Raw genomic sequence first — 22,162 nt, 5'->3', positions numbered from 1 at the left:
CCCGGTCCCGCCGCTCGGCCCTCAGGCGATCTCGCCCCGGCGGATGCGCTCGAGCCACAGCGCGGCCTCGTGGAAGTCGGCGTTGGTGGTGCCGTGGGACGGCATGAACGGGGTGAACTCGGTGTCGGAGCCCGCCCGCGGATAACTGCCGAGGAACCGCACGTCCTTGCAGATGCGCCGCAGCCCCATCAGCGCCTCGCCCAGGCGGGCGTCGGCGACGTGGCCCACCGCGTCCAGGCAGAAGCAGTAGCGGCCCAGGCCGTCGCCGGTGGGCCGGGACTCCAGCCGGACCAGGTTGACGCCGCGCACGGCGAACTGGTTGAGCAGCTCCACCAGCGCGCCGGGGTGGTCGTCGCTGAGGAACGCCACCAGGGACGTCCGGTCGGCGCCGGTGGGGGCGGGCAACGGGCCGGGGCGCACCATGCGGATGAAGCGCGTGGCCGCGTCGGGGCGGTCGCCGATGCCCTCGACCAGCGCGGTGAGCCCGTAGCGCTCGCCCGCGATGGGCGCGGCGATCGCGGCGTCGTAGGGCGCCCCCGGCTCGGCGACCGCCTGGGCGGCGGCGGCCGTGGAGGACACGGTGAACGTCTCGGCGTCGCCCAGGTGGCGGGCCACCCAGCCGCGGCACTGCGCCAGGGCGTGGGGGTGGGTGGCGACCCGCTTGACGTCGGCGAGCCCGGTGCCCTCGCGGGCGAACAGCGTGAACTGCACGGGGACCGCGACCTCGGCGTCGATGAGCAGCGGCTCGCCGCTGATCAGCTCGGCGATGGTGGCGGGCACCCCGCCCTCGACGGAGTTCTCCAGCGGCACCACGCCGCCCTCGACCTCGCCCGAGCGCACGGCGGCGAACACCGCGTCGACACCGGTGCAGGGGACGAACGACGCGGCCGGGGCTCCGGGCTCCAGAGCGCGCAGGGCCGCTTCGGTGAAGGTCCCCTCAGGGCCGAGATAGGCGTAACGGTTCGGCATATGCAGAGGCTATCCGCAGATCACCCGGGCGGGGGCCACCCACGCGCCGCGCCGCGAAGCCCCGGGAGGCACGCATAGCGGTTCGGCATATCCAGCAGGTTATCCGCTGATCACCCGGGCGGGGGCCACCCCGCGCCAGTGCCGCACCGCGCGCCGCTCCCGGCTCACGCCGTCTCCGTGACCTCGCCCCGGCGCGGCTCGGGGGGCTCCCCGCCCACGGGGCGCACCGGCGGCTCGCCGCTCTCGGGGTCGGGGGCGCCGGAGTGGGCGGCGCGCGCCGCCCCGGTGTCGCCGGGGCCCTGGCCGAGCCGGGCCGCGCGCATGGCGCGGTACTCCTCGGGGGAGAGCGCCTCGTAGGCGCGCCCGGCCTCGATGATCTTGGCGTAGGTGCGTGATTCGGACCGCCCGTTGATGGAGGTGACCACGACACCGTCGCCGGCGGAGTTGAGCATGGCGAGGGAGAACGACCGGGCCCCGCCCATCTCCTCCAGGGCGTCGTAGCGGACCACCGCCACGTCACGGATGGCCCGCACGTCGAACCCGCTGGTGTCGGGGAGCATGCGCTGGATGAGTTCGCGGCAGTCCTCGATCGCCTGCCGGGTCCGCAGCAGCGCGTACCCGCCGAGGGCCACCCCGCTCACACCGGTCAGCACGCCGAGCACGGCCAGAAAGATAGTCAACACAAGAAGCGAGACTAATCGCTACCCGGTGTTTCCGTAGAACTACTCCACGTGTTTCTTGGGCCTGCTTTGCACGATTTTCCGGGATACCGACCTTGCCGTGACACGCGCATTGTCCCGGAGGCCGCGCAGCCGCCGGGCCAGGGCCGGGCGCAGCTCGCGGGCGGCAAGGGCGCGGCCGACGTCGGTGAACTGGCGCGCCCGGTGCAGCTGGGCGCGCAGGTCGGTGCCGGTGGCGCGGTGCTCCAGCGGCACCTCGACCTCGACCACCCGGAAGCCGCGATGCAGGACGTCGATGGTCAGGCCGGTCTCGACCCCGAAGCCGGGGGCGAGCGGGCGCGCGGTCTCGAAGGCCGCGCGGGTGATGCAGCGCTGGCCGTTGAGCGGCTGCTCGGGCTCCCACCCGGTGGTGCGCCGAATGCCGTCACGCGCGAGCCGCACGACGAAGCCGTGGCCGCCCAGGCGCATGCGGGTGGCCGGGAAGAGGGCGATGGACATGTCGGCGTCGCCGGAGCACACCGGGTCGATCAGCGGGGCCGCCCCCGATGCCGACACACCGAGGTCGGCGTCCAGGAACAGCAGGTGGCGGTGGGGCACCGCGGCCCCGGGGGTCGCGGCGGCCTCGTGCTCCTCGATGAGCCGGACGCCTTCGGCGCCGGTCTCCATCGCGGCGCCCTTGCCGCGGTTGCGGGCGTGGCGCAGGACGCGCGCGCCGGCCGCGGCGGCGGCGTCGGCGGTGCGGTCGGCGGAGCCGTCGTCGACGACGAGGACGAGGTCGACGCTGGGCAGCCCCCGCGCCGCGGCGACGGTCGCCGAGACGCGGTCCTGCTCGTCCTTTGCCGCGATGACGACCGCGACGCGCGGGGCGGCGCCGTCGGCCATCAGCCGGACGCGTTCGAGCCGGCCGCCATGGGAAGGTCGTCGGTCGAGTCGCGGATGGTGAAGACGGCGTTGAGCCCGGTGACTTCCAGGATCTTCAGTACCGCGGGCTTGGGTGCGACCAGTTCGAGGTCGCCGCCCTCGGCCCGCACGCGCTTCATGGCCGACAGCAGCACGCTCATGCCGGTGGAATCGCAGAATTCCACCCGCGACATGTCGACGACGAGACGGCGTGCGCCGTCGTCGACCGCGTTGACGAGCCCGCTCTGTAGCTGCGGTGCGGTATAGAGGTCGATCTCACCGCGTACGGTGACCACCGCGCAATCGGCATGAGATCGACTTGAGATCTTCAGCTCCACAGTCGTGACTGTAGCGGTCGCGGGGTCGGCTGGCCACTTCGTCAGCGGTGTTTCGCCATATCGACCGCGATCCGAAGATTAGAAAGCGCCGAACCTGGGAACTCGCACCGCCGAGCGGTACCCACAGCCCCCAGACGGCTAGAAAGCGCCGAACCTGGGAACCTCACACCGCCGAGCGGTACCCACAACCCCCAGACGGCCGGAAAGCGCCGAACCTGGGAACCCCTCGTCCCCGGGTTCCTCCTTCTCGAGGACGACCTCCAGCACCGCCCATACGGTGGTGACCCGGTCGTCGACCTCGGTCCCCCACTTCGCGGCGATGTGCTGGACGATGCCCAGCCCGCGGCCGCCCAGAGCGGACAGCGACGGCCGGGCGATGCGCGGCAGGGTCTCGGCGCCGCCGTCGCGCACCGATATCTCCAGCCATCCGCTCCCGGTGCCGCCGGCGTCGCGGCCGACCTCCCAGGAGACCTGCACCGAGCCGGGCGGGAACGGTTCGGGCAGGGGAGCGGCATGGCGGAGGGCGTTGCTCAGCAACTCGCTCAGGACCAGTGCGGCGTCGTTGACCTTGGTCGCATCGAGATTGCAGGCGCGCAGGTCGGTACAGAGATGCCGGCGCGCGCTGGTCACGCTCGACGGCGCGTGCGGCAGCAGTACGGCCCTCGGCACGTCCGATCTCCTCCTTCCTCTGCGCCTCGGCGCGGTGTCGTCCGGCGGTACCGCCCTCGACACCGCCACGGCCGAAATGCCCCGTTCGGTCCGGCTGGAAACACCCCATGACCCGCGAACTACGGCGTTGTGCCTAATCAGCCTCATTGTCCGGTGTCGCGGAGTCCGGATCCGGCCGCGCACCAGCAGAATCCGCTCCGGAGACGTCCGCCCTGTGTAACGTGAATCTCATTCGCGTCCCACACCGGTCGCGGGGGTGCGCCGTCACCTCGCCGCCCTGTGCGCGCGCCAGGCGCCGCACGATGTAGAGCCCCAGGCCGATCCCGCCGAACCTGCGGCGGTCGCCGGCCTCCCCCTGCACGAACCGGCCGAAGATCCGCTCCTCGTCACCGGCCGGGATCCCGATCCCCTCGTCCTCGACCGTGACCACGACCAGGTCGGTGGCGACGGCCGCGCGCACCACGATGTGCCCGCCCTCGGGCGAGTACTTGAACGCGTTCTCCAGCAGCTGGCCGATGACGACGTCGGTCGCCACCGGGTCGCCGATGACCGGAGGCAGCGCGTCGGCCACCTCCAGTACCAGCGTATGCCGGGGGGAGAACGGCCGGAACACGGTCGCGGTGTCGTGCAGGAGGCGCGCGAGGTCGAAGGGCCGGTTGCCGGTCGTGAACTCCGCGCCGACCGCGTCGGAGCCGAGCAAAAGGTTTTCCACCAGATGCGCAAGCGTCGCCGAGCGCTCGGCGATGGTCGCGATCGCCGCCTTGCGCGCACCCTCGTCGAGCTGGTCCCAGCGCTGCACCAGCGTCGTGGCGAACCCCTGGACGACCGTGATGGGCGTGCGCAGCTCGTGCCCCGCCGTGGCCAGGAAGAGGTCCTTCGCCTCCTCCAGCGCCTTGGCCTCGCTGATGTCGCGGAAGTCGACGACCCGCTCCCCGGTCTCGGGGATGTCGGTGATGAGGATCTCCAGCCACCGGCCGCCTTCGAGCCGGTGGCGGACGTTCTCGCCCTGGCGCGCGGGCAGCGGGAAGGGCGGCGGGCGCCCGACGACCTCGGAGATGGAGTACCCGGTCAGCTCGGCGGCCGACCGGTTCCACTTGCGCACCCGGCCGTTGCGCCCCAGCACCGCGATGCCGTCGGCGCTGGAGTCGACGACGGCGTGCTCGTGCGCGCGCTGGCGGACGATCTCCTGGTAGGCCATGGAGTTGCCGATGGCCACCCCCGCGTGCGCGGCGAGCAGCTCCAGCAGTTCCAGCTCGACATGGCCCACCCTGCGTCTGCTGTAGAGGGCGTAGAGCGCCCCGTAGGGGCGGCCCTGCACATTGGAGACGCCCAGCGCGATGGTGTGCAGCCCCTCCAGGTCCGCCCAGATCAGATCGTCGAGGCTGCGGGTGTCGTCGGTGGCCAGCAGCACGGTCTTGCCGCTGCGCAGCAGCTCGCCGAAGAGGCTGGAGTCCAGCGGGGCGCTGAACCCGCGCAGGTGGTCCGAGAGCCGGGTGAGGCTGACCAGGCGCAGGCGGTCGTCCTCGATGAGGACGAACCCGCCGGCGTCGGCACCGGTCAGCTCGGTCAGGCTGTGGGCGATCCGGTCCAGGACCGCGCCCAGGTCGAGGTCGGCGTTGATGTCGGCGACGACGTCGGTGAGCCGCCGCACGAGCCGCGCCCGCTCCGTCATGTGCGACCGGACCGACCCCGCGTCCTCGTAGGCGTGGTAGACCGCCACCCATCCGGCCACCGCGCCGTCGCGGTCGGGCAGGCAGCTGGTGTCGACCCGGACGTCGACGAGCGAGCCGTCGCGGCGCAGCCTGCGGGTGACGATGGACAGCGGCCCGCCGGCCCGCACGCGCTCCAGGACCGCATGGTGCTCGGCGGTCAGCTCGTCGGGGACGATCGGCGTGGCCGCACCCACCACTTCCGCGGCGGTCCAGCCGAACATCCGCTCGGCCGCCGGGTTCCACTGCACGACGCGCAGCTCGGCGTCCATGGCCACGATGGCGTCGGCCGAGAACGCGAGGACGGCGTCGGCGCTGAGGGGTGCACGGTCGGGGGCCACGTCGTCATAGTGCCACCCGCGGGCGGCTCCGCGGCCGGCCTTTGCGGAAAAGCGGGGTGCGCGAGCGGGCACCCGCGCCGGTCTCACACGACCTGCGGCGGAGCACCGTTCTCGCTCGTCATCTCGCCGCCCGAAAGCGCCCACGCCTGCATGCCGCCGGCGACGTTGGCCGCCCGCCATCCGGCGTCGTTGAGCGCCGCCACGGCCTGCGCGGAGCGCCCGCCCACGCGGCAGACGACGTAGACCTGGCGGTCGCGCGGCACCTCAGCGGCGCGCTGCGCCAGCTGGCCCAGCGGGATGTGCACGGCGTGCGGAGCGTGCCCGGCCTGCCACTCGTCGGCCTCCCGCACGTCGAGCAGGAAGCCGTCGGCCGGAACCGTGCTGACCTCCACGACCGGCACATTGTCTCCGTACATCCACACTCCCTCGGTGGTACTTCCGGCTTTGCGCACCTACATGGCTTTGCGTACCCAAGAAATAACGGGGTGGAGCCGGGATGGAACCGCGGCGGTCTCCCCCGCGTCGAACAGGGTATGCGCAAGGACGACCGATCGACCGCGCTGGTCCGACTCGCCTCGCTCGCGGCCCTGGGGTTCCTGGCCGCAGGGTGTGGCGGCGGAGGCACCGCGGTATCGACACCAGAGGACGAACCGGCCCCTGCCCCCGAAACCGAACTGACCATCACCGTCTCCACCGAGGAGGACGGCGCCGCTTCCGACGCCCCCTCCGATGCCCCGTCGAGCTCCCCGTCCGACGGCGCCGCAGAAGAGTGGACGCTGACCTGCTCACCCGCCGGCGGCGACCACCCCGACCCCGAGACCGCCTGCGCCGACCTGGAGGAGGCGGGAGCCGAGCCGTTCGCGGAGGTCTCCGCCGACCAGATGTGCACCCACATCTTCGGCGGCCCTGAGGTCGCGACCGTCTCCGGCCACGTCGGCGACACCGAGATCGACACCGAGTTCAGCAAGAGCGGCGGCTGCGAGATCGCCCGCTATGAGGACATGGGGGCGGTCCTGACCCCGTAGCCCCTGGGTTCCGGCCCCGGCCCCCTCAACGACGAAGGTCCTGGCTCCTTGAGGTAACCTCAAGGAGCCAGGACCCCTGTGTGTGGGCGAGGAGGGATTTGAACCCTCACATCCTTTCGGACACACGGACCTGAACCGTGCGCGTCTACCGTTCCGCCACCCGCCCGAGTGACATATATCTGGATGTGCCTGCCAGGTCAGATGGTCCGGATATCCGGTCGTTCGCCTGGCGACGGAAGTAAGGCTAGCACGGTCACAACACCGGTCGCGCACCCTTTTCCTCCTGGCCGGACGCAGCTCGTGAAACCAAGGACACGATTACCCGGTTACGATCGTCAGTACATCGGGAGTGAAGTAAGGGAGGTACCTCGTGGGAGTGCTCCAACGCTTCGAGCGCAGGCTTGAAGGCATGATCGAAGGCACCTTCGCGCGGGCCTTCAAGTCGGAGCTACAGCCCGTCGAGATCGCCAGCGCGGTACAGCGAGAGATGGACGAGCGAGCGGCCATCGTCGCCCAGGGGCGGACCCTGGTGCCCAACGACTTCGTCGTCGAGCTTTCCAGTGACGACAAGGAGCGGCTGGACGTCCTGGCCGACAGCATCGGGCAGGAGCTCGCCAAACTGGCGCGCGACTACGCTACGGAGCAGGGGTACTCCTTCGTCGGTCCGGTCCGTGTCCACTTCAAGGCCCAGGACGACCTCCAGACCGGGCGGTTCCGGATCCGCTCGGGGGTCATCCGCGGCACCACCGTCGAGAGCGGCGAGATCCGTCAGCCGGTCAGCGACCAGCCGCGGGAGTCGCTCTCCCCCGGCCGCCCCCGGCTGCTGATCTCCCCCGGCGGCGCAGCCGTCGAGGGCAGCATCGCCGGCCAGGGCCAGCAGCAGTCCTTTGAATTGAACACGCCGGTGACTCTGCTGGGGCGGGGCACCGACTGCGACCTCCGGCTGGTGGACAACGGCGTCTCCCGGCACCACGCCGAGATCCGCGTGGAGGACGAAGAGGCCACCCTGATCGACCTGGGGTCGACCAACGGCACCTTCGTCAACGGACAGCAGGTCAAGCGGGCCCGCCTCGTCGACGGCACCCGCATGAGCCTCGGCCGCACGACCATGACCTTCCGCCGCGACTGAGCCGGGCCGGACACGGCCCGAAACGGCCCCGTCCGGCCCGCAACCAAATCCGTTCCCGTTGCGTCTCACGGGAAGTCCGGACCCTACCCAGGGCTCCGGTGGCGAAGCCCCCTCCGACCGAGCACAATGACCCCCCTCCATTGAGTTCGCTGGGCTTTTCCGCCACGATCTCCTAAGGTTCGACGCCGAGAAGACGCGGTGGCGGCGCCGATGATCGCCACCCCGCCGGAACACGACAGGGGCTGAAGAGCAGTTCAATGTCCGACTTGACCCTCATGCTGATCAAGATCACGTTCCTCGGGGTGCTGTGGCTGTTCGTGATCATGGCGGTCGGAGTGATCCGCACCGACCTGCTCGGTCCCGTGTCCTCCAAGTCCAAACGGAAGAAGCGCGCTGAGCCCCGCCGTGCCCCCGAGGCCCCCAAGGCCCCCCGCGGCCGCCGCAACGAGCCCCGCTCCCTCGTCGTGACCCAGGGCCCCCTCACCGGGACCACCCTCAACCTCTCCTCCCAGCCCATCGTCATCGGCCGTGCCAAGGACGCCACGCTGGTGATCAACGACGACTACGCCTCCGGCCGCCACGCCCGCATCTTCTCCGACGGCGGCCAGTGGGTCGTGGAGGACCTCGGCTCGACCAACGGCACCTACCTCGGTCAGCAGCGGCTGACCCGACCCCAGCCCATCACGGTGGGGCAGCCCGTCCGCATCGGCAAAACCGTCCTGGAACTGCGCAAATGACAATCGCTCTCCGATACGCCGCGTACTCCGACGTAGGCTGCCTCCGCGAAGGCAACGAAGACTCCGCCTACGCCGGCCCGTACCTCCTCGCGGTCGCCGACGGGATGGGCGGGCATGCCGGCGGCGAGATCGCCAGCGCCATCGCGATCTCGACCCTCATGCCCCTCGACGAGGACGTTCCCAGCGCCGAGCAGATGGCCGGCTCCCTCCAGCAGGCCGTGGAACAGGCCAACGGCACCCTCTCCCAGCGGGTCCGCGAGGAGCCCCGCCTGGAGAACATGGGCACCACCCTGACCGCCATGCTGTGGTCGGGGGCGCGGGTCGCCATGATCCACATCGGCGACTCCCGCGCCTACCTGCTGCGGGGCGAGGAGTTCGGCCAGATCACCCACGACCACACCCTGGTGCAGACCCTCGTCGACGAGGGCAAGATCACCGAGGAGGAGGTCGCCACCCACCCGCAGCGGTCCCTGCTGCTGCGCGCGCTCGACGGCCGCAGCCAGGTCGACCCCGACATCTCCATCAGCGAGGCCAAGGTCGGCGACCGCTACCTCCTGTGCTCCGACGGCCTGTCCGGCGTGGTGAGCAAGGAGACCATCCGCGAGACGCTCGAGACCGAGCGCAGCGTCGACGCGGTCGCCCGGCGGCTGATCGACCTCGCCAACCGGGGCGGCGGCCCCGACAACATCACCGCGGTCGTGGCCGATGTCATCGAGACCGCCACCGACCCACAGGGGCCGACCCAAGAGCCCACTGTGGTCGGCGCCGCCGACCAGCGCCGCGAGCCCCTGATGACCCCCGACACCCCGGCGGGGCGCGCTCAGGGGCTCAACCGTCCCGGGGGCGGCGACACCGCCGAGATGGACCGGATCCCCGCGTTCACCCGCGGCCCCGACCCCGACCCCGACCCCGACGACGAGCCCGAGGCCCGCACCCGGCGCTGGTGGCCGATGGTCGTGACCTTCCTGGTCATCGTCGCGGTCGTCGCCGGTGTCGGCTACTACTTCGGCTCGCGGTACCTGAGCTCCCAGTACTTCATCGGCCCCTCGGAGAACGGCGAGAGCGTCGCCGTCTACCAGGGCATCAACACCGACGTCGCCGGATACAGCCTCGCCACCCAGGTCGAGGACACCCGCATCCCCATGGACGGCCTGCCCGAAACCGCGCGCACCGCCGTGACGGCCACCATCCCGCTCGGCGGCCTCGACGAAGCCGAGGAGCGCGTGGCCGACCTCCGCGGCCAAGCCGACACCTGCGCCGCCGACCCCGACTCGTGCGGCATGCCGGGCGGCTCCGGCGGGGACACCCCCGCGGGCGGTTCCGGCCAGGAGTCCCCCGCCGGCAGCACCCGCCAAGAGCCCGCCAACCAGCAGAACGGCGCCGGCACCCCCGCAGCCGCCCCAGAGACCAATGGAGGGGAGTAGATGAGCGAGGCCCCCACAGCGCTGCCACCGGTCAAGCGGCGCAACGCCGAACTCGTGATGACGCTGTTCGCAGTGGGCATCACGCTGTTCGCGATGATCGAGGCCGGACTCACCCGCAACGGCGAGATGCCGCCCAGCCTCTTCGTCTACGCCGTCCTCTTCGGCGGCCTCGCCCTCCTCGCCCACTTCTTCATCCGCTTCTTCGCCCCCTGGTCGGACCCGCTGCTGCTGCCGGTCGCCACACTGCTCAACGGGCTCGGCATCGCGATGCTGTGGCGCCTGTACGAGGCCACCGGCGACACCGAGGGCGGCAGCGCGATGAGCCAGCTCATCCTGACCGCCGCGAGCATGGCGGTCTTCGCCGCCCTCGTCTTCTTCCTCAAGGAACCGCGCACCCTCCAGCGCTACCCCTACATCATGGCCGTGGGCGCGGTCGTGCTCCTGCTGATGCCGCTGATCCCCGGCCTGGGCATGACCGTCAACGGCGCCCGCCAGTGGGTCAACCTGGGCGTCACCACGCTCCAGCCCTCGGAGTTCGCCAAGATCGCCCTGGTCATCTTCCTGGCCGGGTACATGGTCACCAAGCGCGACGTGCTCTCGCTGGCGAGCAAGCAGATCAAGGTCGGCGGGTTCAAGGTCCTGGACCTGCCGCGCGCCCGCGACATGGCGCCGATGGCGGTCATGTGGGGCTTCTGCATCATCGTGCTCGTCATCCTGATGAACGACCTGGGCACCTCGCTGCTGCTGTTCGGCACGTTCCTCGCGATGATCTACGTCGCCACCCAGCGCTCGTCCTGGATCCTCATCGGGCTCACCGCGTTCTTCGGCGCCTGCGCCGTGCTGTACCCCTTCGTGCCGCACTTCCGCGTCCGCATGGTCACCTGGCTCGACGCCTTCCGCCCGGACGTGTACTGCACCGACGAGTTCCTCAACGACCCCGAGGCGTTCTGCCAGACCCTCGGCAACAGCCAGCAGCTCGTGCAGGGCCTGTTCGCCATGGCCCAGGGCGGGATGACCGGCGCGGGCATGGGCGGCGGCAAGCCCGCCTACGTGCCCGAGGTGCAGAACGACTTCATCTTCTCGGCGTTCGGTGAAGAGCTGGGCCTGACCGGCATCATGGTGATGCTGATGGCGCTGGCGCTGCTCGTCGAGCGCGGCATGCGCATCGCGCTCGCCTCCAAGGAGCTCTTCATCAAGATGTTCGCCTCGGGGATCTCCTTCCTGCTGGCGTTCCAGACCTTCGTCGTCATCGGCGGCGTCACCCGGGTCATCCCGATGACCGGCGCCACCATCCCCTTCGTCGCGAAGGGCGGCTCGGCCCTCTTGTCGAGCTGGATCATGCTCGCCCTGCTGATGCGGATGAGCAACAACGCACGCAAGCCCGCGCCGCAGGCCATCCAGGACGAAGGCGCAACCCAGGTGATCTCACGATGAACAAACCCATCCGCCGGCTCTCGGTCTTCGCGCTGGCTCTGTTCGGCGTGCTCCTGCTCAACGTCACGTGGATCCAGGCGTTCCAGGCCGATTCGCTGCGCGAGCACGACTACAACCGGCGGCAGTTCGTCGACAGCCTGAACCAGGCGCGCGGCGCGATCCTCGTGGGCAGTGAGGAGATCGCCTGGTCCGAGCCCGTGGGCGGCGACAGCGACCAGTACCAGCGCCAGTACGAGGCCGGGGAGCTCTACGCCCCGGTCACCGGGGCCTTCCGGGCCGGCAGCTCCACCGGGATCGAGCAGAGCGAGAACAACCTGCTCAACGGCAGCGACGAGCGCCTGGCCGTCGGCAACTTCCTCGACACCCTCACCGGCGAGGAGCAGCAGGGCGCCAGCGTCCAGCTGACCATCGACCCCGATGCCCAGCAGGCGGCGATGGACGGGTTCAACGAGCTCGGCAAGAACGGGGCCGCGGTCGCCCTCGACCCCTCCACCGGCGCGATCCTCGCCTCCTACTCCAACCCCACTTTCGACCCCAACTCGGTCGCGAGCGTCACCGACACCACCGCTGCGGGCGAGGCCTGGACCGACCTGGAGACCGACGAGCAGCAGCCGCTGCTCAACCGGGGCCTCAACGAGCGCTACCCCCCGGGCTCCACCTTCAAGGTGATCACCGCCGCGGCCGCGCTGGAGGGGGGCGCGACCCCCGATTCCACCATCGACGCCCCGGCCACGCTGGACCTCGGCGCCCCGCTGCCCAACGCCTGGGGCGGCCCCTGCAACGGCGGCGCCCCCGACTCCCTCGCCCACTCCATCGAGCAGTCCTGCAACACCTCGATGGCCAACTGGGCGATCGAGGTGGGCGGCCAGGCGCTGAGCGACCAGGCCGAGGGGTTCGGGTTCAACACCGAGATCCCCGCCACCCCGCTGCCGGTCACCGAGAGCCTGGCCCCCGTCGAGACCGACCGCAACATCCTGGGGCGCGCGGGCATCGGGCAGTCCAACGTCGAGGCCACCCCGTTGCAGATGGCCATGGTCGCCGGGGGCATCGCCAACGGCGGCGACGTCATGACCCCCTACCTCGTCGAATCCGTCCTCGCCTCGGACCTCTCCGAGATCGAGTCGGCCAGCCCCGAGGTCCTGTCCACCGCGGTCAGCTCGTCGGTCGCCGATGACCTGACCGAGATGATGATCCGGGTCACCGAGGGCGCCGACGCGTCGGGGGACAGCGCCCGCATCGACGGCATCCAGGTCGCCGGCAAGACCGGTACTGCGGAGACCGACTCCGGCCCCACCCACAACTGGTTCATCTCCTTCGCACCCGCCGACGACCCCCAGATCGCCGTCGCGGTCGTCATCGAGAACGGCGGCGGCAGTGGCGGTACCCTGGCTGCGCCCATCGCAACGCGGATGATGGAAGCCGTGATCAACGAGTGAGCGACAACGACGAAGGCGCCCAGGGCCCAGCCGGGCCCGGAGACCTCGCCGGAGAAGTCCTGAGCGGCCGCTACGAGCTCCAGGAGCAGGTCGGATCGGGCGGCATGGGCACCGTGTGGCGCGCCACCGACTCCCTGCTCAACCGGCCCGTGGCCGTCAAGCTGCTGCATCCGGCGCAGATGGCCGAGCACACATCGCGGGAGCGGTTCCGCACCGAGGGCCGCATCACCGCCGGCCTCTCCCACCCCGGGATCGCGCAGGTCTACGACTACGGTGAGCAGGGCGACCGCGCCTTCATCGTCATGGAGCTGGTCACCGGCGAGGCGCTGTCGTCGATCCTCCGCCGCAACGAAGGCCTCGAACTGGGCGTGACCCTGGAGGTCGTCGGCCAGGCCGCCGCGGCGCTGGCCGCCGCCCACGCCCGCGGGGTCGTGCACCGCGACATCAAGCCGGGCAACCTGCTGGTCACCGAGGACGGCACGGTCAAGCTGACCGACTTCGGGATCGCGCGGGGCAACGAGTCCGTCACCCTCACCCAGACCGGCATGGTCATGGGCACCGCCCAGTACATCTCGCCCGAGCAGGCGTCCGGGCGGCCGGCGACCTTCGCGTCCGACATCTACGCCCTGGGCGTGGTCGCCTACGAGTGCCTGGCCGGCCGGCCGCCCTTCACCGCCGACACCCCGCTGGCGCTGGCACTGGCGCACACCCGCGAGCCCCCGCCGCCGCTGCCCGGCACCATCCCCCCGCACATCGCCGAGTTCGTCGAAGCCCTCCTGGAGAAGTCGCCCGGCGACCGCCCCGGGTCGGCCGGCGAGGTCGCGCGCACCGTGCAGCAGCTGCGCAGCGGGATCGGCCCGGCCGTGGGCGGGACGACCACCGCCATGGACCTCGCCGACCTCGACCAGACCCAGGTCGCGGGCGCGGCCTCCGGGCCGCCCACCACACCCGAAGGCTTTCCCGCCCCCGGCGGGGGACGAACCGCCGGAAGCTCCACGTGGTCCCCGGAGAACGGCAGGGGCTCCGATAGGCTGAGCCGGGAATCATCGCAGCGGCGGCCGAGCCTTCCGGTGGTGCTGGCGGCGGTCGCGGCCGCGGTCGTGCTCGTCCTGGGGGTCGCCTGGGCGGGCCGGCTGTGGGGCGGCGACCCGCAGCAGGGTGGCAACGTCGGCGGAAACCGGCAGCCCATCGATGCTCCCAGCGTGACGCCGTCCAGCGATGCCAACACCGAGCCCAGCGCACCCCAGGACCAGGAACCCGACACCGGCGGCGCCCCGCCGCCCTTTGAGCCGATCGAGCCCGAGATCCCCGACACCTCCGGCTCGCCAACGCCGCAGCCCTCCATCCCTGCTCCCGGCGACGGATCGGGGGGCACCGACCCCAGCGTGCCCGACGAGGACGACGACGTCCCACCGCCCGACGACGGCGGCGAGACCGGTGAACCCGATCCCGGCGGCGGCACCGGCAACCCCGGTGAAGGAGAGCCGGAGGTCGAATAGGCGCGGGGCAGTACATCCACCACTCGCCAACACGAGGAACAGTTCACGACATGTCTCAGCCACGGCTACTCGGCGGCCGCTACGAGCTCGAAGGCGTCATCGGGCGTGGCGGCATGGCCGAGGTGTACCGCGCTCGCGATATCCGCCTCGACCGGTTGGTGGCCGTTAAGACGCTCCGTCACGACATGGCGCGCGACCACGTCTTCCAGGCCAGATTCCGGCGCGAAGCGCAGTCCGCCGCGTCGCTGAACCACCCCTCGATCATCGCGGTGTACGACACCGGCGAGGACACCGTCGACGGCATCTCCATCCCGTTCATCATCATGGAGTTCGTCGACGGCCGCACGCTGAAGGAGCTGCTCGACGACGACCGGCGGCTGCTGCCGGAGCGCTGCGCCGAGATCACCGAGGGGATCCTGCGCGCCCTGGAGTACAGCCACACCAACGGCATCGTGCACCGCGACATCAAGCCGGCGAACGTGATGCTGACCCGCCAGGCCGAGGTCAAGGTCATGGACTTCGGCATCGCGCGGGCGATGAACGACAACCAGGTCACGATGACCCAGACCTCGCAGGTCATCGGCACGGCGCAGTACCTGTCGCCGGAGCAGGCCCGGGGCGAGCGGGTCGACGCCCGCAGCGACATCTACTCCACCGGCTGCGTGCTCTACGAGCTGCTCACCGGCCGCCCGCCGTTCACCGGCGACTCCCCGGTGTCCATCGCCTACCAGCACGTGCGCGAGGACCCGGTCCCGCCCACGGAAATCGACCCCGACATCCCCGAATGGCTCGAGGGGGTCGTCCTGCGGGCGATGACCAAGGACCGCGAGGACCGGTACCAGAGCTCAGAGGAGATGCGGCAGGACCTCCTGCGCGGACTCCAGGGCATGCCCACCCAGGCCGGGACCATGGCCATGGCCTCGGCGGGCGCCACCACCGCGCTGCCGCCGGTCCAGGACGGCGGCCGGGGCGGCTATGACGATTACGACGACTACGACCGCTATGACGACCGCCGCAGGGGCGGGTCGAAGGCCGTCCTGTGGATCCTGCTGGCCGTGGCCGTCCTGGCGGCGGCCGGGTTCCTGGTGTTCATACTCACGCGCCCGACCGCGGAGGTCGTGGAGATCCCCGACGTCGCCGGGATGTCGCAGGACCAGGCCGAGACCGAGCTGTCCGACGCCGGGTTCACCAACTTCTCCACCGACGAGCGGCCCGATCCGGAGGTCCCCGAGGGCGATGCCATCGGGACCGACCCCGCAGGGGGGCAGACCACGACCGCCGACTCCGAGATCACGCTGCTGATCTCCCAGGGGCCGGAGGCGCAGGAGGTCCCCGACGTCATCGGGTCCAACGTCGACGAGGCCACGCAGACCCTCACCAACGCCGGCTTCGAGATCGGCGACCGCACCGAGGAGGAGTCCGACTCCTACGAGGCGGGCCAGATCATCCGCACCGACCCGGCGGGCGGGACCTCCGCCGATCCCGGCACCGCGATCAACCTCGTGGTCTCCTCCGGCTCCGCCCAGGTCACCGTGCCCGACCTGGTCGGGCTGACCGAGCAGGAGGCCACCGACGCGGTGAACGAGGCCGGGCTGAACGTCCAGTTCGAGCAGGAGGAGAGCGACGAGGAGCCCGGCCGGATCATCCGCCAGGACCAGGGTGCCAACTCCCGCGTCGACCCCGGCACCACGATCACCGCCGTCGTCGCCGTACCGCGCCCCGGCGAACCCACCCCGGGGCCCAGCTCCGAGCCGCCTCCGGGATTCCCGACCGAGTTCCCCTTCCCGCCGGACGGCGGCGGGGGCGGGGAAGAAGGCGGTGAGGAGCAGCCGCCCCCCGCCATGACGCGGGAGCCGTAGGCGCACCCCGCACGATGCCCGATACCGGAGCGCGGATCCGCGGCCGCGCTCCGGTGGGCCGGGTCCCGCGGACCCTCGTTGAGGCGTAGACTGGTGCACTCGTCACGCCACAGTACGCCTCAGTTCCGGCCGATTCGTTTTGGAGCAGCGACCGTGCCCAAATCCCGCAACGATCGCAAGAAGAAGGCCGTCTACACGCCTCCGCCGTCGGCGGCGAAGCCGAAGGTCAGCCCGCGCTGGCTGGCGCCGACGATGATCGCGTTCGGCCTCCTCGGCATCTTGTGGATCGCGGTGTACTACATCGCAGGCTCGCTCATCCCCTACATGCAGGACCTGGGGAACTGGAACCTGGCCATCGGGTTCGGCGGGATCATCATCTGCGTCATCTTGTCCACACGCTGGCACTGACGGTATTTTCCCTGGTCAGAAGGGTCTTCTGACCGGTTATCCACAACCGGGCAACACACTGTCCACAGAGTTATCCACAGTCTGTGGGTAGCTGTGTTCGACGCGCCCACAAGAACACGTGCACAGCGAAAGAGGCCGGGGATCCAGCGATCCCCGGCCTCTCGACGTCTGCCCCTCAGCCGCCGGCCAGCAGGTAGGCGGCCGCCCCCACGGCCGCCGCCACGAGCAGCACGGCGACGCCGGCCGTGGCCGCCGCGTGCACCAGGGTGCGGGTCCGCTGCGCCACCGGATCGGCGCCGTGACCGCCGCCGCGCGGCAGGTAGGCGTAGACCGCGGTCAGCGCGAAGCCGGTGAGCAGCCCGCCGACGTGCGCGGTCCAGGAGATCTGCGGGACCACGAACGTGATCAGCAGGTTCACCACGAGCAGGCCCATGATGTAACGCGTATCCGTGCGCAGCCGCCGGCCGACGACGAAGACGGCGGCGAACAGGCCGAAGATCGCCCCCGAGGCACCCACCGACGGCTGGAACGGGGTCACCAGCAGGCTGAGCACCGAGCCGCCGAGCGCGCTGAGGACCCACAGGGCGAGATACCGGGCGTGCCCGAGCCACTCCTCCAGCTGCCGGCCCACCACCCACAGCGCGAACCCGTTGAACAGCAGGTGCATGACCCCGCTGTGCAGGAACGCCGCCGTGAGCAGCCGGTACCACTGGCCGTTGACCACCCCCACGCCCCACATCTGGAACTGCAAGGTGAGATCGGGAACGACCGACTGCCCGAGGAAGCCGAAGACGATGATCCCCAGCAGCACCCACGTCACATAGGGGCGCTGCGCCACCCTCCCGCCGAACACGGTGCGCGGCCGGCGCACACTCTTCCGGCCCTCGGAGACGCACTGGACGCACTGGTGCCCCACAGGGGCGTCGCGCATGCAGTCGGGGCAGATGGGCCGCTCACACCGGTTGCAGCGGACGTAGGTCTCGCGGTCCGGGTGCCGGAAACAGGTCGGCACCGCCTTGGCACCGGAGTCCGGCTGGGAGGGGGAGGCGCTCATGGCGAAGTCCTAGGCCCGCTCGATCACGACGGACTCGATGACGACGTCCTCCTCCGGGCGGTCCTGCGGGTTGGTCTTCACCCCGGCGATGGCGTCCACGACGCCCGCGCCCTCGACGACCTCGCCGAAGATCGTGTGCTTGCCGTTGAGCCAGTTCGGCTTGTCAACGGTGATGAAGAACTGCGACCCGTTGGTGTTGGGACCGGCGTTGGCCATGGCCAGCAGGTAGGGACGGTCGAAGGACAGGCCGTTGGCGACCTCGTCCTTGAACTTGTACCCGGGGCCGCCGCGGCCGTTGCCCAGCGGGTCACCGCCCTGGATCATGAACTGCGGGATGACGCGGTGGAAGATCGTGCCGTCGTAGAGCTTGGCGTTGCTGGGCTGGCCGGTGGTGGGGTTGATCCACTGCTTCGTGCCCTCGGCCAGGCCGATGAAGTTGGCCACCGTCTCCGGCGCCTGCGCCTCGAACAGCTTGACGACGATCGTTCCCTTAGAGGTGTTCAGCCGGGCTCGGGGCTGACCGTTGACGTCGGACACCTGGGTGCCTTTCCGTTGAGCTTGTCTACCGGGCTCCACGTTACCCGGCTCTGTTCGCGCAGGGCCGCGTTCCTACCAGTTGGCGGTGGTACGGGCGGGACGCCTGCGTGGTGTGTCGAACCGCCCGGGACGGGGCCAAGAGGACGTATGTTGAGATAACGCACTGGTTACGCACGGTTTGTGAGCCGCGCGACCCGGCCCGCACGCATAGGTGCACCGGAATAGGGGCAGGGGTTGGCCAACGCCGACAGTAAAGGAGGTCACCGTGCCCAAGACACTGAAGCGCCGCAAGGGCGACTTCGAGGCCGAGGCCGCTTTCGCCCGGCTCCAGGAGCTCGCACGAGAGCAGACCGAGCGGCTCGGTCCCTTCGCCGACCAGGCCCGGGAGACCGCGGCGCTCCGCCTCCAGCAGGCGCGCGGCTGGACCGCTCCCCGCCTGGAGCAGGCCGCCAACCGGGTCGAGGACACCGTCGCGCCCCGCGTTGCCGATCTCTTGACCATCGCCGCCCACAAGGTGGAGCCCAGCCGGGCCCGCCGCGGGCTGATCGCGGCGCGGCACGGCCGCCGCCGTGTCCCCCGTGCCGTCGTCCTGACGGGTGTCGCCACCCTCGGCGCCGTCGCCCTCTACGGCGCGCTCAAGCTCCGCCAGGCATCGCAGGACGCGGAATGGCAGGAGAACCTCGACCAGGCCCGCGAGCAGGTCCGCGAGACCCGCGAGAACCTCGCCGCCAAGGCCAGGGGCGCCAGGGCGAAGGCCGGCCGGTCCGCCGACGCCAAGGCCGAGCCCGACGCGGAGGGGCCGAAGGAGACCGCCGCCGCGGGGGCGAAGGGGTCCGCGGCCGATCTCAACGGCAGCGCCGCCAAGTAGATTCCGGTCGGGTAAGCCCTGTCGGGTAAGTCCGGACGGGTAGGCCCCGCTCGGGTAGGCCCCGCTCGAGTGGGCCCCGCTCGGGTAAGTCCCGGCCAAGGAGATCCCGGCCGAGTAAGCCCGAGGGGCCGGCGCCCTCGCGGCGCACCCCCGGGCGCGGGCCACGGCCGGCCCGGCCGGACTCGCGGGCGGCTCTCCCCCTCCGGACGACGGCGGGGAACACGGCGCGCGCCTAGCGCCCCTTCACCGGCCGCCAGGTGAAGGGGTAGCGCCATCCCCCGCCGAGCAGGGCCACGAGCCCCGCGACGATCGGCATGAAGCACCAGCCGAGGAGCATCAGCACCCAGGCGACCAGGGGGATGATCAGCCAGGCCAGCCCCAGCATGACGATGGACGCCACGGCGAACGTGATCTGGTAGTTGAGCGCCTCCATCGCGTGCCGGCGCACGAACGGGGAGCTGTCCCGGCTGGCGAGCAGCATGACCAGCGGGCCCACGAAAGAGAAGTAGCCCGATGCGTGACCGGCGAACGCCATGAGGCGGTCGGCCCCGCTGAGCGGGCCGTCAGCGGCCGGCGCCGCTCCGTCCACCAGGGACGCCGACTGTGCGGCGGGCTCGGGCTGGAGGTCGCTCAGCAGCGGGGTGAGCTCGGAGCCCACCTTGGCGCGCAGCGCCAGGCCGAGGCGCTCCTCCAGTTCGTCGTCGTCGAGCTGCCCGGCGGCGTAGGCCTCGCGCAGCCGCTCGGCGACGGCGTCGCGGTCGGCGTGGGTGAGCCGCAGCTGGGGGTTGGGCGAGGCGGATCCGCTCGGGCCGGGCACAGCACCCCAGCGGCGCTCGGGGCCCGGGGGTGTCATCGGTTCATGCACAGCCACGCTCACTCCTCGCCACTGTCACGTCGCCGGCGACGACATGCGATGGACGTGCTCCGCCACCACCATCATGCGTCCGCCCGGACCGTCCCTTCCATCGGGGAAGCCCCTGAGGCGACCCCGGGGTTTCCCACCGTATGCGACATCAACGCGGGACGGTGTCCGGATCCGGCCGCCCTGAAGCGCCCCGGGAACCGGCCGCGACGCGGGCCGCGTCCCAACCGCCGGAGCCGGGCATGAGGGGTGCCCGGGGGCGTGGGAAACGGTGCCGGTCATGATCATGCTGGTGATCATCGGGGTCCTCGGGATCCTGATCCTTGCCCGCGCACGGCAGGTGGGGTCCGTGGCGAGCGCGGCCGAGGGAACGAAGGTCCGCGGCGTCGCCGAGACCCTCGGCCTCGCCGAGGCGTACCCCGTGACCCGGAGGTGTGCGGTGCGCGGCCGCGTGGTCCCGGCCGATGGCGAGGGGACCGGCGAGGCACCGCTGAGCGAGGAGAAGTCGGTGTGGTGGCGGGTGCGGATCCACCCCCGCAGCCGGTATTCACGCAGCGGCATCTTCCTGGCGCGGACCGAGACGTCCCAGCGCCCCTTCGACCTCGTCGAGGGCGACCGCCGCATCCGCGTCGAGCCCGATCCGGAGATGGCGCACGGGGACACCATCACCGGATACGCCGAGGAACAGCACCCCCAGGCGTTCGTCGACCGCAAGACCCCCATGACCGACCTGGTGAAGGCGCGCTTCCCTGCCGTGCGCGAGGAACTCTCGGGCTTGGACATCCGCAAGGTCGACTTCACCGAGTGGCGGGTTCCGGAGGATGCCGAGGCCACCGTCGTGGGCTGGCTGACCTTCGACCCCACCACGAACGAACCGGTGATCCGCGCCCGGCGGTCCGCGGACGATGAGCCGCTGCTGTCCATCTCCATGGGAGCCGACACCGGCGCGACGGAGATCCGCGGGCAGAACCGGAAATCGCTCACGATCGGCTGGGCGTTCATCGTGTTCGGGTTCGGCCTCCTTCTCTTCGGGCTACCGGCGTTCCTGTCCGACCTCGCTGGCTAGCGGGAGGCCACCCGGGACCTCATGGGAGTCGGACGGGGGCGAGGACGGGGAGGGGCGGTGAGGGGCCGGGAGGTCGGCAGGTCGGTGGGGGGTGGCGGTGGGTTGCTCTTCAGACGGGCAGCGATGGCAGCGGGGACTTGGGCGAGGCGCGAATGTCTCGGGTGGTCGCAGGGTTGCGGTTCAAGCGGGCAGCGACGGCGGGTAGGGCCCGGGACGGCGGTGATGGTCCGGGTGGGCCGGGGGCTGGGGTTACGGCGGGCAGCGACGGCGGTGAGGGGTTGGGGTCGGGTGCAGATCCTCCGTCGTGCGGGGGTGGGGGGTTCAGGCAGGCAGCGACGGCCGGCGGTGGGGAGGGGTTCGTGGTCGGGTGCCGGGTTTGCGGTGGTGGGGCCTGGTGCCGGGGTCCGGGGCTCGGGGGAGTCCTGCCAGGTGCCGCGGGGCGCCGGGCTCTGGGCGGCCTCTCCCGCCCCTGGAGCGTCCCGGATCTCTCCCATCGGGCGGCGGGTCCGTCGTCGTCCCGGTCCCGGTGCTCCCGGCTTCCTACGGTGCCCGGGTTCCCCCGGGGTTCGGGGGCCTCCCGGGGTTCGGGGCCTTCCGGGTCCTCTGGTCCTTCGGTCCTGCGGGTTCTCGGGGGGTTCGGGCCCCTCAAAGGTTCCTCCCCTTTCCCCGGCCTCCCTGGTCCCTTCCCGGTCCTCTCCCCCCCGGTCCCCCCTTCCCGGCTGGCGGTGGTCATTGGCTGGGGTAGGGGTCGCGGGTGGTGGTGTGGGTGCGGTTGTGGGGGGTGCGCCAGACCAGGGTTCCCGGGGACGGCTGGGACAGGTTCCACCCAGGGGTTTGCTTCAACCGGTGGTGCCGCCTGCACAACGCGGCCAAGTTGCCCGCGCTGGTAGACCCGCCCAGGTGGTGGGGCATGGTGTGGTCGGCATCGCACTCGACCGCGGGGCGGTTGCAGTGGGGGAACCGGCAGGTCCGGTCCCGCGAATCGATATGCGACCTCAGTAGCGGTGGCGGCCGGTAGGCCGTGGTCCCATCGGCCACCGGGTTTCCGTCCTCATCGACCACCGTGTAGCACCAGCGGGTGGCCTTCGAGGTCGCTCCCTTGGCCAGGTCCCGGGCGGCCTCTGCCAGGATCGGCCCGTGCCCCGGGATCTCCCCCAGCGCCCTCGACTCGCTCCCGCCCATCTCCTTCGGCAGCGCCGACAGCGGGATGATCACGTG

Annotated in this window: 22 protein-coding genes and 1 tRNA gene; 11 read left to right on the top strand and 12 right to left on the bottom strand. The window is 71.2% G+C overall.

Translation table 11 applies throughout. The annotated features are described in order from the left end of the window. Positions 1-21 precede the first annotated feature (21 nt). From pheA to ACFOVU_RS28510, 7 genes are all read right to left on the bottom strand, one after another. Positions 22-969, bottom strand: a complete 948-nt coding sequence (gene pheA, locus ACFOVU_RS28540) for a prephenate dehydratase (RefSeq protein ID WP_378538564.1) — start codon at positions 967-969, stop codon at positions 22-24. A 164-nt stretch (positions 970-1,133) separates the two neighbouring features. Continuing rightward, positions 1,134-1,652 carry a DUF4446 family protein gene (locus ACFOVU_RS28535; protein ID WP_378538563.1) on the bottom strand — a complete coding sequence of 173 codons (519 nt, stop codon included), beginning with the start codon at positions 1,650-1,652 and terminating at the stop codon, positions 1,134-1,136. 39 nt (positions 1,653-1,691) lie between these two features. Then, positions 1,692-2,531 (bottom strand): glycosyltransferase family 2 protein, encoded by an 840-nt coding sequence (locus ACFOVU_RS28530; RefSeq protein ID WP_378538562.1) that lies wholly within the window; start codon positions 2,529-2,531, stop codon positions 1,692-1,694. After that, on the bottom strand, positions 2,531-2,887 hold the full coding sequence (locus ACFOVU_RS28525) for an STAS domain-containing protein (protein ID WP_378538561.1): 357 nt from the start codon (positions 2,885-2,887) through the stop codon (positions 2,531-2,533). Before ACFOVU_RS28525 ends, ACFOVU_RS28530 begins: the two co-directional genes overlap by 1 nt. 138 nt (positions 2,888-3,025) lie before the next feature. After that, positions 3,026-3,556, bottom strand: a complete 531-nt coding sequence (locus ACFOVU_RS28520) for an ATP-binding protein (protein ID WP_378538560.1) — start codon at positions 3,554-3,556, stop codon at positions 3,026-3,028. Positions 3,557-3,689: 133 nt separating this feature from the next. Continuing rightward, on the bottom strand, positions 3,690-5,606 hold the full coding sequence (locus tag ACFOVU_RS28515; RefSeq protein ID WP_378538559.1) for a PAS domain S-box protein: 1,917 nt from the start codon (positions 5,604-5,606) through the stop codon (positions 3,690-3,692). A gap of 83 nt (positions 5,607-5,689) precedes the next feature. Next, positions 5,690-6,022, bottom strand: a complete 333-nt coding sequence (locus ACFOVU_RS28510) for a rhodanese-like domain-containing protein (protein ID WP_378538558.1) — start codon at positions 6,020-6,022, stop codon at positions 5,690-5,692. A 117-nt stretch (positions 6,023-6,139) separates the two neighbouring features. On the opposite strand from ACFOVU_RS28510, the gene ACFOVU_RS28505 reads away from it, so the two are divergent. Then, positions 6,140-6,631, top strand: coding sequence for an SSI family serine proteinase inhibitor (locus ACFOVU_RS28505; RefSeq protein WP_378538557.1), 492 nt, complete (start codon positions 6,140-6,142; stop codon positions 6,629-6,631). A gap of 83 nt (positions 6,632-6,714) precedes the next feature. Here ACFOVU_RS28505 and ACFOVU_RS28500 read toward each other — a convergent pair. Beyond that, positions 6,715-6,797 (bottom strand) — tRNA-Leu (locus tag ACFOVU_RS28500). A gap of 204 nt (positions 6,798-7,001) precedes the next feature. On the opposite strand from ACFOVU_RS28500, the gene ACFOVU_RS28495 reads away from it, so the two are divergent. From ACFOVU_RS28495 to ACFOVU_RS28460, 8 genes are all read left to right on the top strand, one after another. Beyond that, the gene (locus tag ACFOVU_RS28495) at positions 7,002-7,760 is read left to right on the top strand and encodes an FhaA domain-containing protein (RefSeq protein ID WP_449289747.1); all 759 of its coding nucleotides are present in this window, start codon (positions 7,002-7,004) and stop codon (positions 7,758-7,760) included. Positions 7,761-8,017: 257 nt separating this feature from the next. Beyond that, positions 8,018-8,497, top strand: coding sequence for an FHA domain-containing protein FhaB/FipA (locus tag ACFOVU_RS28490; RefSeq protein ID WP_378538556.1), 480 nt, complete (start codon positions 8,018-8,020; stop codon positions 8,495-8,497). Then, positions 8,494-9,921, top strand: a complete 1,428-nt coding sequence (locus ACFOVU_RS28485) for a Stp1/IreP family PP2C-type Ser/Thr phosphatase (RefSeq protein ID WP_378538555.1) — start codon at positions 8,494-8,496, stop codon at positions 9,919-9,921. Before ACFOVU_RS28490 ends, ACFOVU_RS28485 begins: the two co-directional genes overlap by 4 nt. Then, positions 9,922-11,355, top strand: a complete 1,434-nt coding sequence (locus tag ACFOVU_RS28480; RefSeq protein ID WP_378538553.1) for an FtsW/RodA/SpoVE family cell cycle protein — start codon at positions 9,922-9,924, stop codon at positions 11,353-11,355. It begins immediately after the preceding gene. Further along, on the top strand, positions 11,352-12,791 hold the full coding sequence (locus ACFOVU_RS28475; protein WP_378538551.1) for a peptidoglycan D,D-transpeptidase FtsI family protein: 1,440 nt from the start codon (positions 11,352-11,354) through the stop codon (positions 12,789-12,791). Before ACFOVU_RS28480 ends, ACFOVU_RS28475 begins: the two co-directional genes overlap by 4 nt. After that, complete coding sequence (locus ACFOVU_RS28470) at positions 12,788-14,290, top strand: serine/threonine-protein kinase (RefSeq protein ID WP_378538550.1); 1,503 nt, start codon at positions 12,788-12,790, stop codon at positions 14,288-14,290. Before ACFOVU_RS28475 ends, ACFOVU_RS28470 begins: the two co-directional genes overlap by 4 nt. 50 nt (positions 14,291-14,340) lie before the next feature. Next, positions 14,341-16,149, top strand: a complete 1,809-nt coding sequence (pknB, locus tag ACFOVU_RS28465) for a Stk1 family PASTA domain-containing Ser/Thr kinase (protein WP_378538548.1) — start codon at positions 14,341-14,343, stop codon at positions 16,147-16,149. A 153-nt stretch (positions 16,150-16,302) separates the two neighbouring features. Beyond that, positions 16,303-16,557 carry a cell division protein CrgA gene (locus ACFOVU_RS28460; RefSeq protein ID WP_378538547.1) on the top strand — a complete coding sequence of 85 codons (255 nt, stop codon included), beginning with the start codon at positions 16,303-16,305 and terminating at the stop codon, positions 16,555-16,557. A 175-nt stretch (positions 16,558-16,732) separates the two neighbouring features. Here ACFOVU_RS28460 and ACFOVU_RS28455 read toward each other — a convergent pair whose 3' ends face one another. Then, complete coding sequence (locus ACFOVU_RS28455; RefSeq protein WP_378538545.1) at positions 16,733-17,611, bottom strand: rhomboid family intramembrane serine protease; 879 nt, start codon at positions 17,609-17,611, stop codon at positions 16,733-16,735. 9 nt (positions 17,612-17,620) lie between these two features. Next, positions 17,621-18,148, bottom strand: a complete 528-nt coding sequence (locus ACFOVU_RS28450; protein ID WP_378538544.1) for a peptidylprolyl isomerase — start codon at positions 18,146-18,148, stop codon at positions 17,621-17,623. Between the two features lie 265 nt (positions 18,149-18,413). Between ACFOVU_RS28450 and ACFOVU_RS28445 the strand changes: the two genes are divergently transcribed. After that, the gene (locus ACFOVU_RS28445) at positions 18,414-19,016 is read left to right on the top strand and encodes a hypothetical protein (RefSeq protein ID WP_378538542.1); all 603 of its coding nucleotides are present in this window, start codon (positions 18,414-18,416) and stop codon (positions 19,014-19,016) included. Positions 19,017-19,248: 232 nt separating this feature from the next. On the opposite strand, the gene ACFOVU_RS28440 is transcribed toward ACFOVU_RS28445, so the two are convergent. Next, on the bottom strand, positions 19,249-19,887 hold the full coding sequence (locus tag ACFOVU_RS28440; protein WP_378538541.1) for a DUF1707 and DUF4870 domain-containing protein: 639 nt from the start codon (positions 19,885-19,887) through the stop codon (positions 19,249-19,251). 271 nt (positions 19,888-20,158) lie between these two features. On the opposite strand from ACFOVU_RS28440, the gene ACFOVU_RS28435 reads away from it, so the two are divergent. Further along, positions 20,159-20,944, top strand: a complete 786-nt coding sequence (locus ACFOVU_RS28435; RefSeq protein WP_378538539.1) for a hypothetical protein — start codon at positions 20,159-20,161, stop codon at positions 20,942-20,944. Positions 20,945-21,673: 729 nt separating this feature from the next. On the opposite strand, the gene ACFOVU_RS28430 is transcribed toward ACFOVU_RS28435, so the two are convergent. Next, on the bottom strand, positions 21,674-22,162 hold a 489-nt coding region (locus ACFOVU_RS28430), incomplete at its 5' end, for an HNH endonuclease (RefSeq protein WP_378538538.1).

The organism is Nocardiopsis sediminis, from assembly GCF_042650565.1.
Lineage (GTDB): Bacteria > Actinomycetota > Actinomycetes > Streptosporangiales > Streptosporangiaceae > Nocardiopsis_B > Nocardiopsis_B sediminis.
Note: the sequence above shows the minus strand (reverse complement) of the source record. Positions and strands in the feature narration are given on the sequence as shown.

What these genes read in the sequence shown, in the direction of transcription:
- ACFOVU_RS28505 (WP_378538557.1), top strand. Translation starts at nt 6,140, where the DNA reads ATGCGCAAGGACGACCGATCGACCGCGCTGGTCCGACTCGCCTCGCTC.
- ACFOVU_RS28480 (WP_378538553.1), top strand. Translation starts at nt 9,922, where the DNA reads ATGAGCGAGGCCCCCACAGCGCTGCCACCGGTCAAGCGGCGCAACGCC.
- ACFOVU_RS28435 (WP_378538539.1), top strand. Translation starts at nt 20,159, where the DNA reads ATGATCATGCTGGTGATCATCGGGGTCCTCGGGATCCTGATCCTTGCC.
- pknB (WP_378538548.1), top strand. Translation starts at nt 14,341, where the DNA reads ATGTCTCAGCCACGGCTACTCGGCGGCCGCTACGAGCTCGAAGGCGTC.
- pheA (WP_378538564.1), bottom strand. Translation starts at nt 969, where the DNA reads ATGCCGAACCGTTACGCCTATCTCGGCCCTGAGGGGACCTTCACCGAA.
- ACFOVU_RS28530 (WP_378538562.1), bottom strand. Translation starts at nt 2,531, where the DNA reads ATGGCCGACGGCGCCGCCCCGCGCGTCGCGGTCGTCATCGCGGCAAAG.
- ACFOVU_RS28510 (WP_378538558.1), bottom strand. Translation starts at nt 6,022, where the DNA reads ATGTACGGAGACAATGTGCCGGTCGTGGAGGTCAGCACGGTTCCGGCC.
- ACFOVU_RS28475 (WP_378538551.1), top strand. Translation starts at nt 11,352, where the DNA reads ATGAACAAACCCATCCGCCGGCTCTCGGTCTTCGCGCTGGCTCTGTTC.
- ACFOVU_RS28485 (WP_378538555.1), top strand. Translation starts at nt 8,494, where the DNA reads ATGACAATCGCTCTCCGATACGCCGCGTACTCCGACGTAGGCTGCCTC.
- ACFOVU_RS28455 (WP_378538545.1), bottom strand. Translation starts at nt 17,611, where the DNA reads ATGAGCGCCTCCCCCTCCCAGCCGGACTCCGGTGCCAAGGCGGTGCCG.
- ACFOVU_RS28490 (WP_378538556.1), top strand. Translation starts at nt 8,018, where the DNA reads ATGTCCGACTTGACCCTCATGCTGATCAAGATCACGTTCCTCGGGGTG.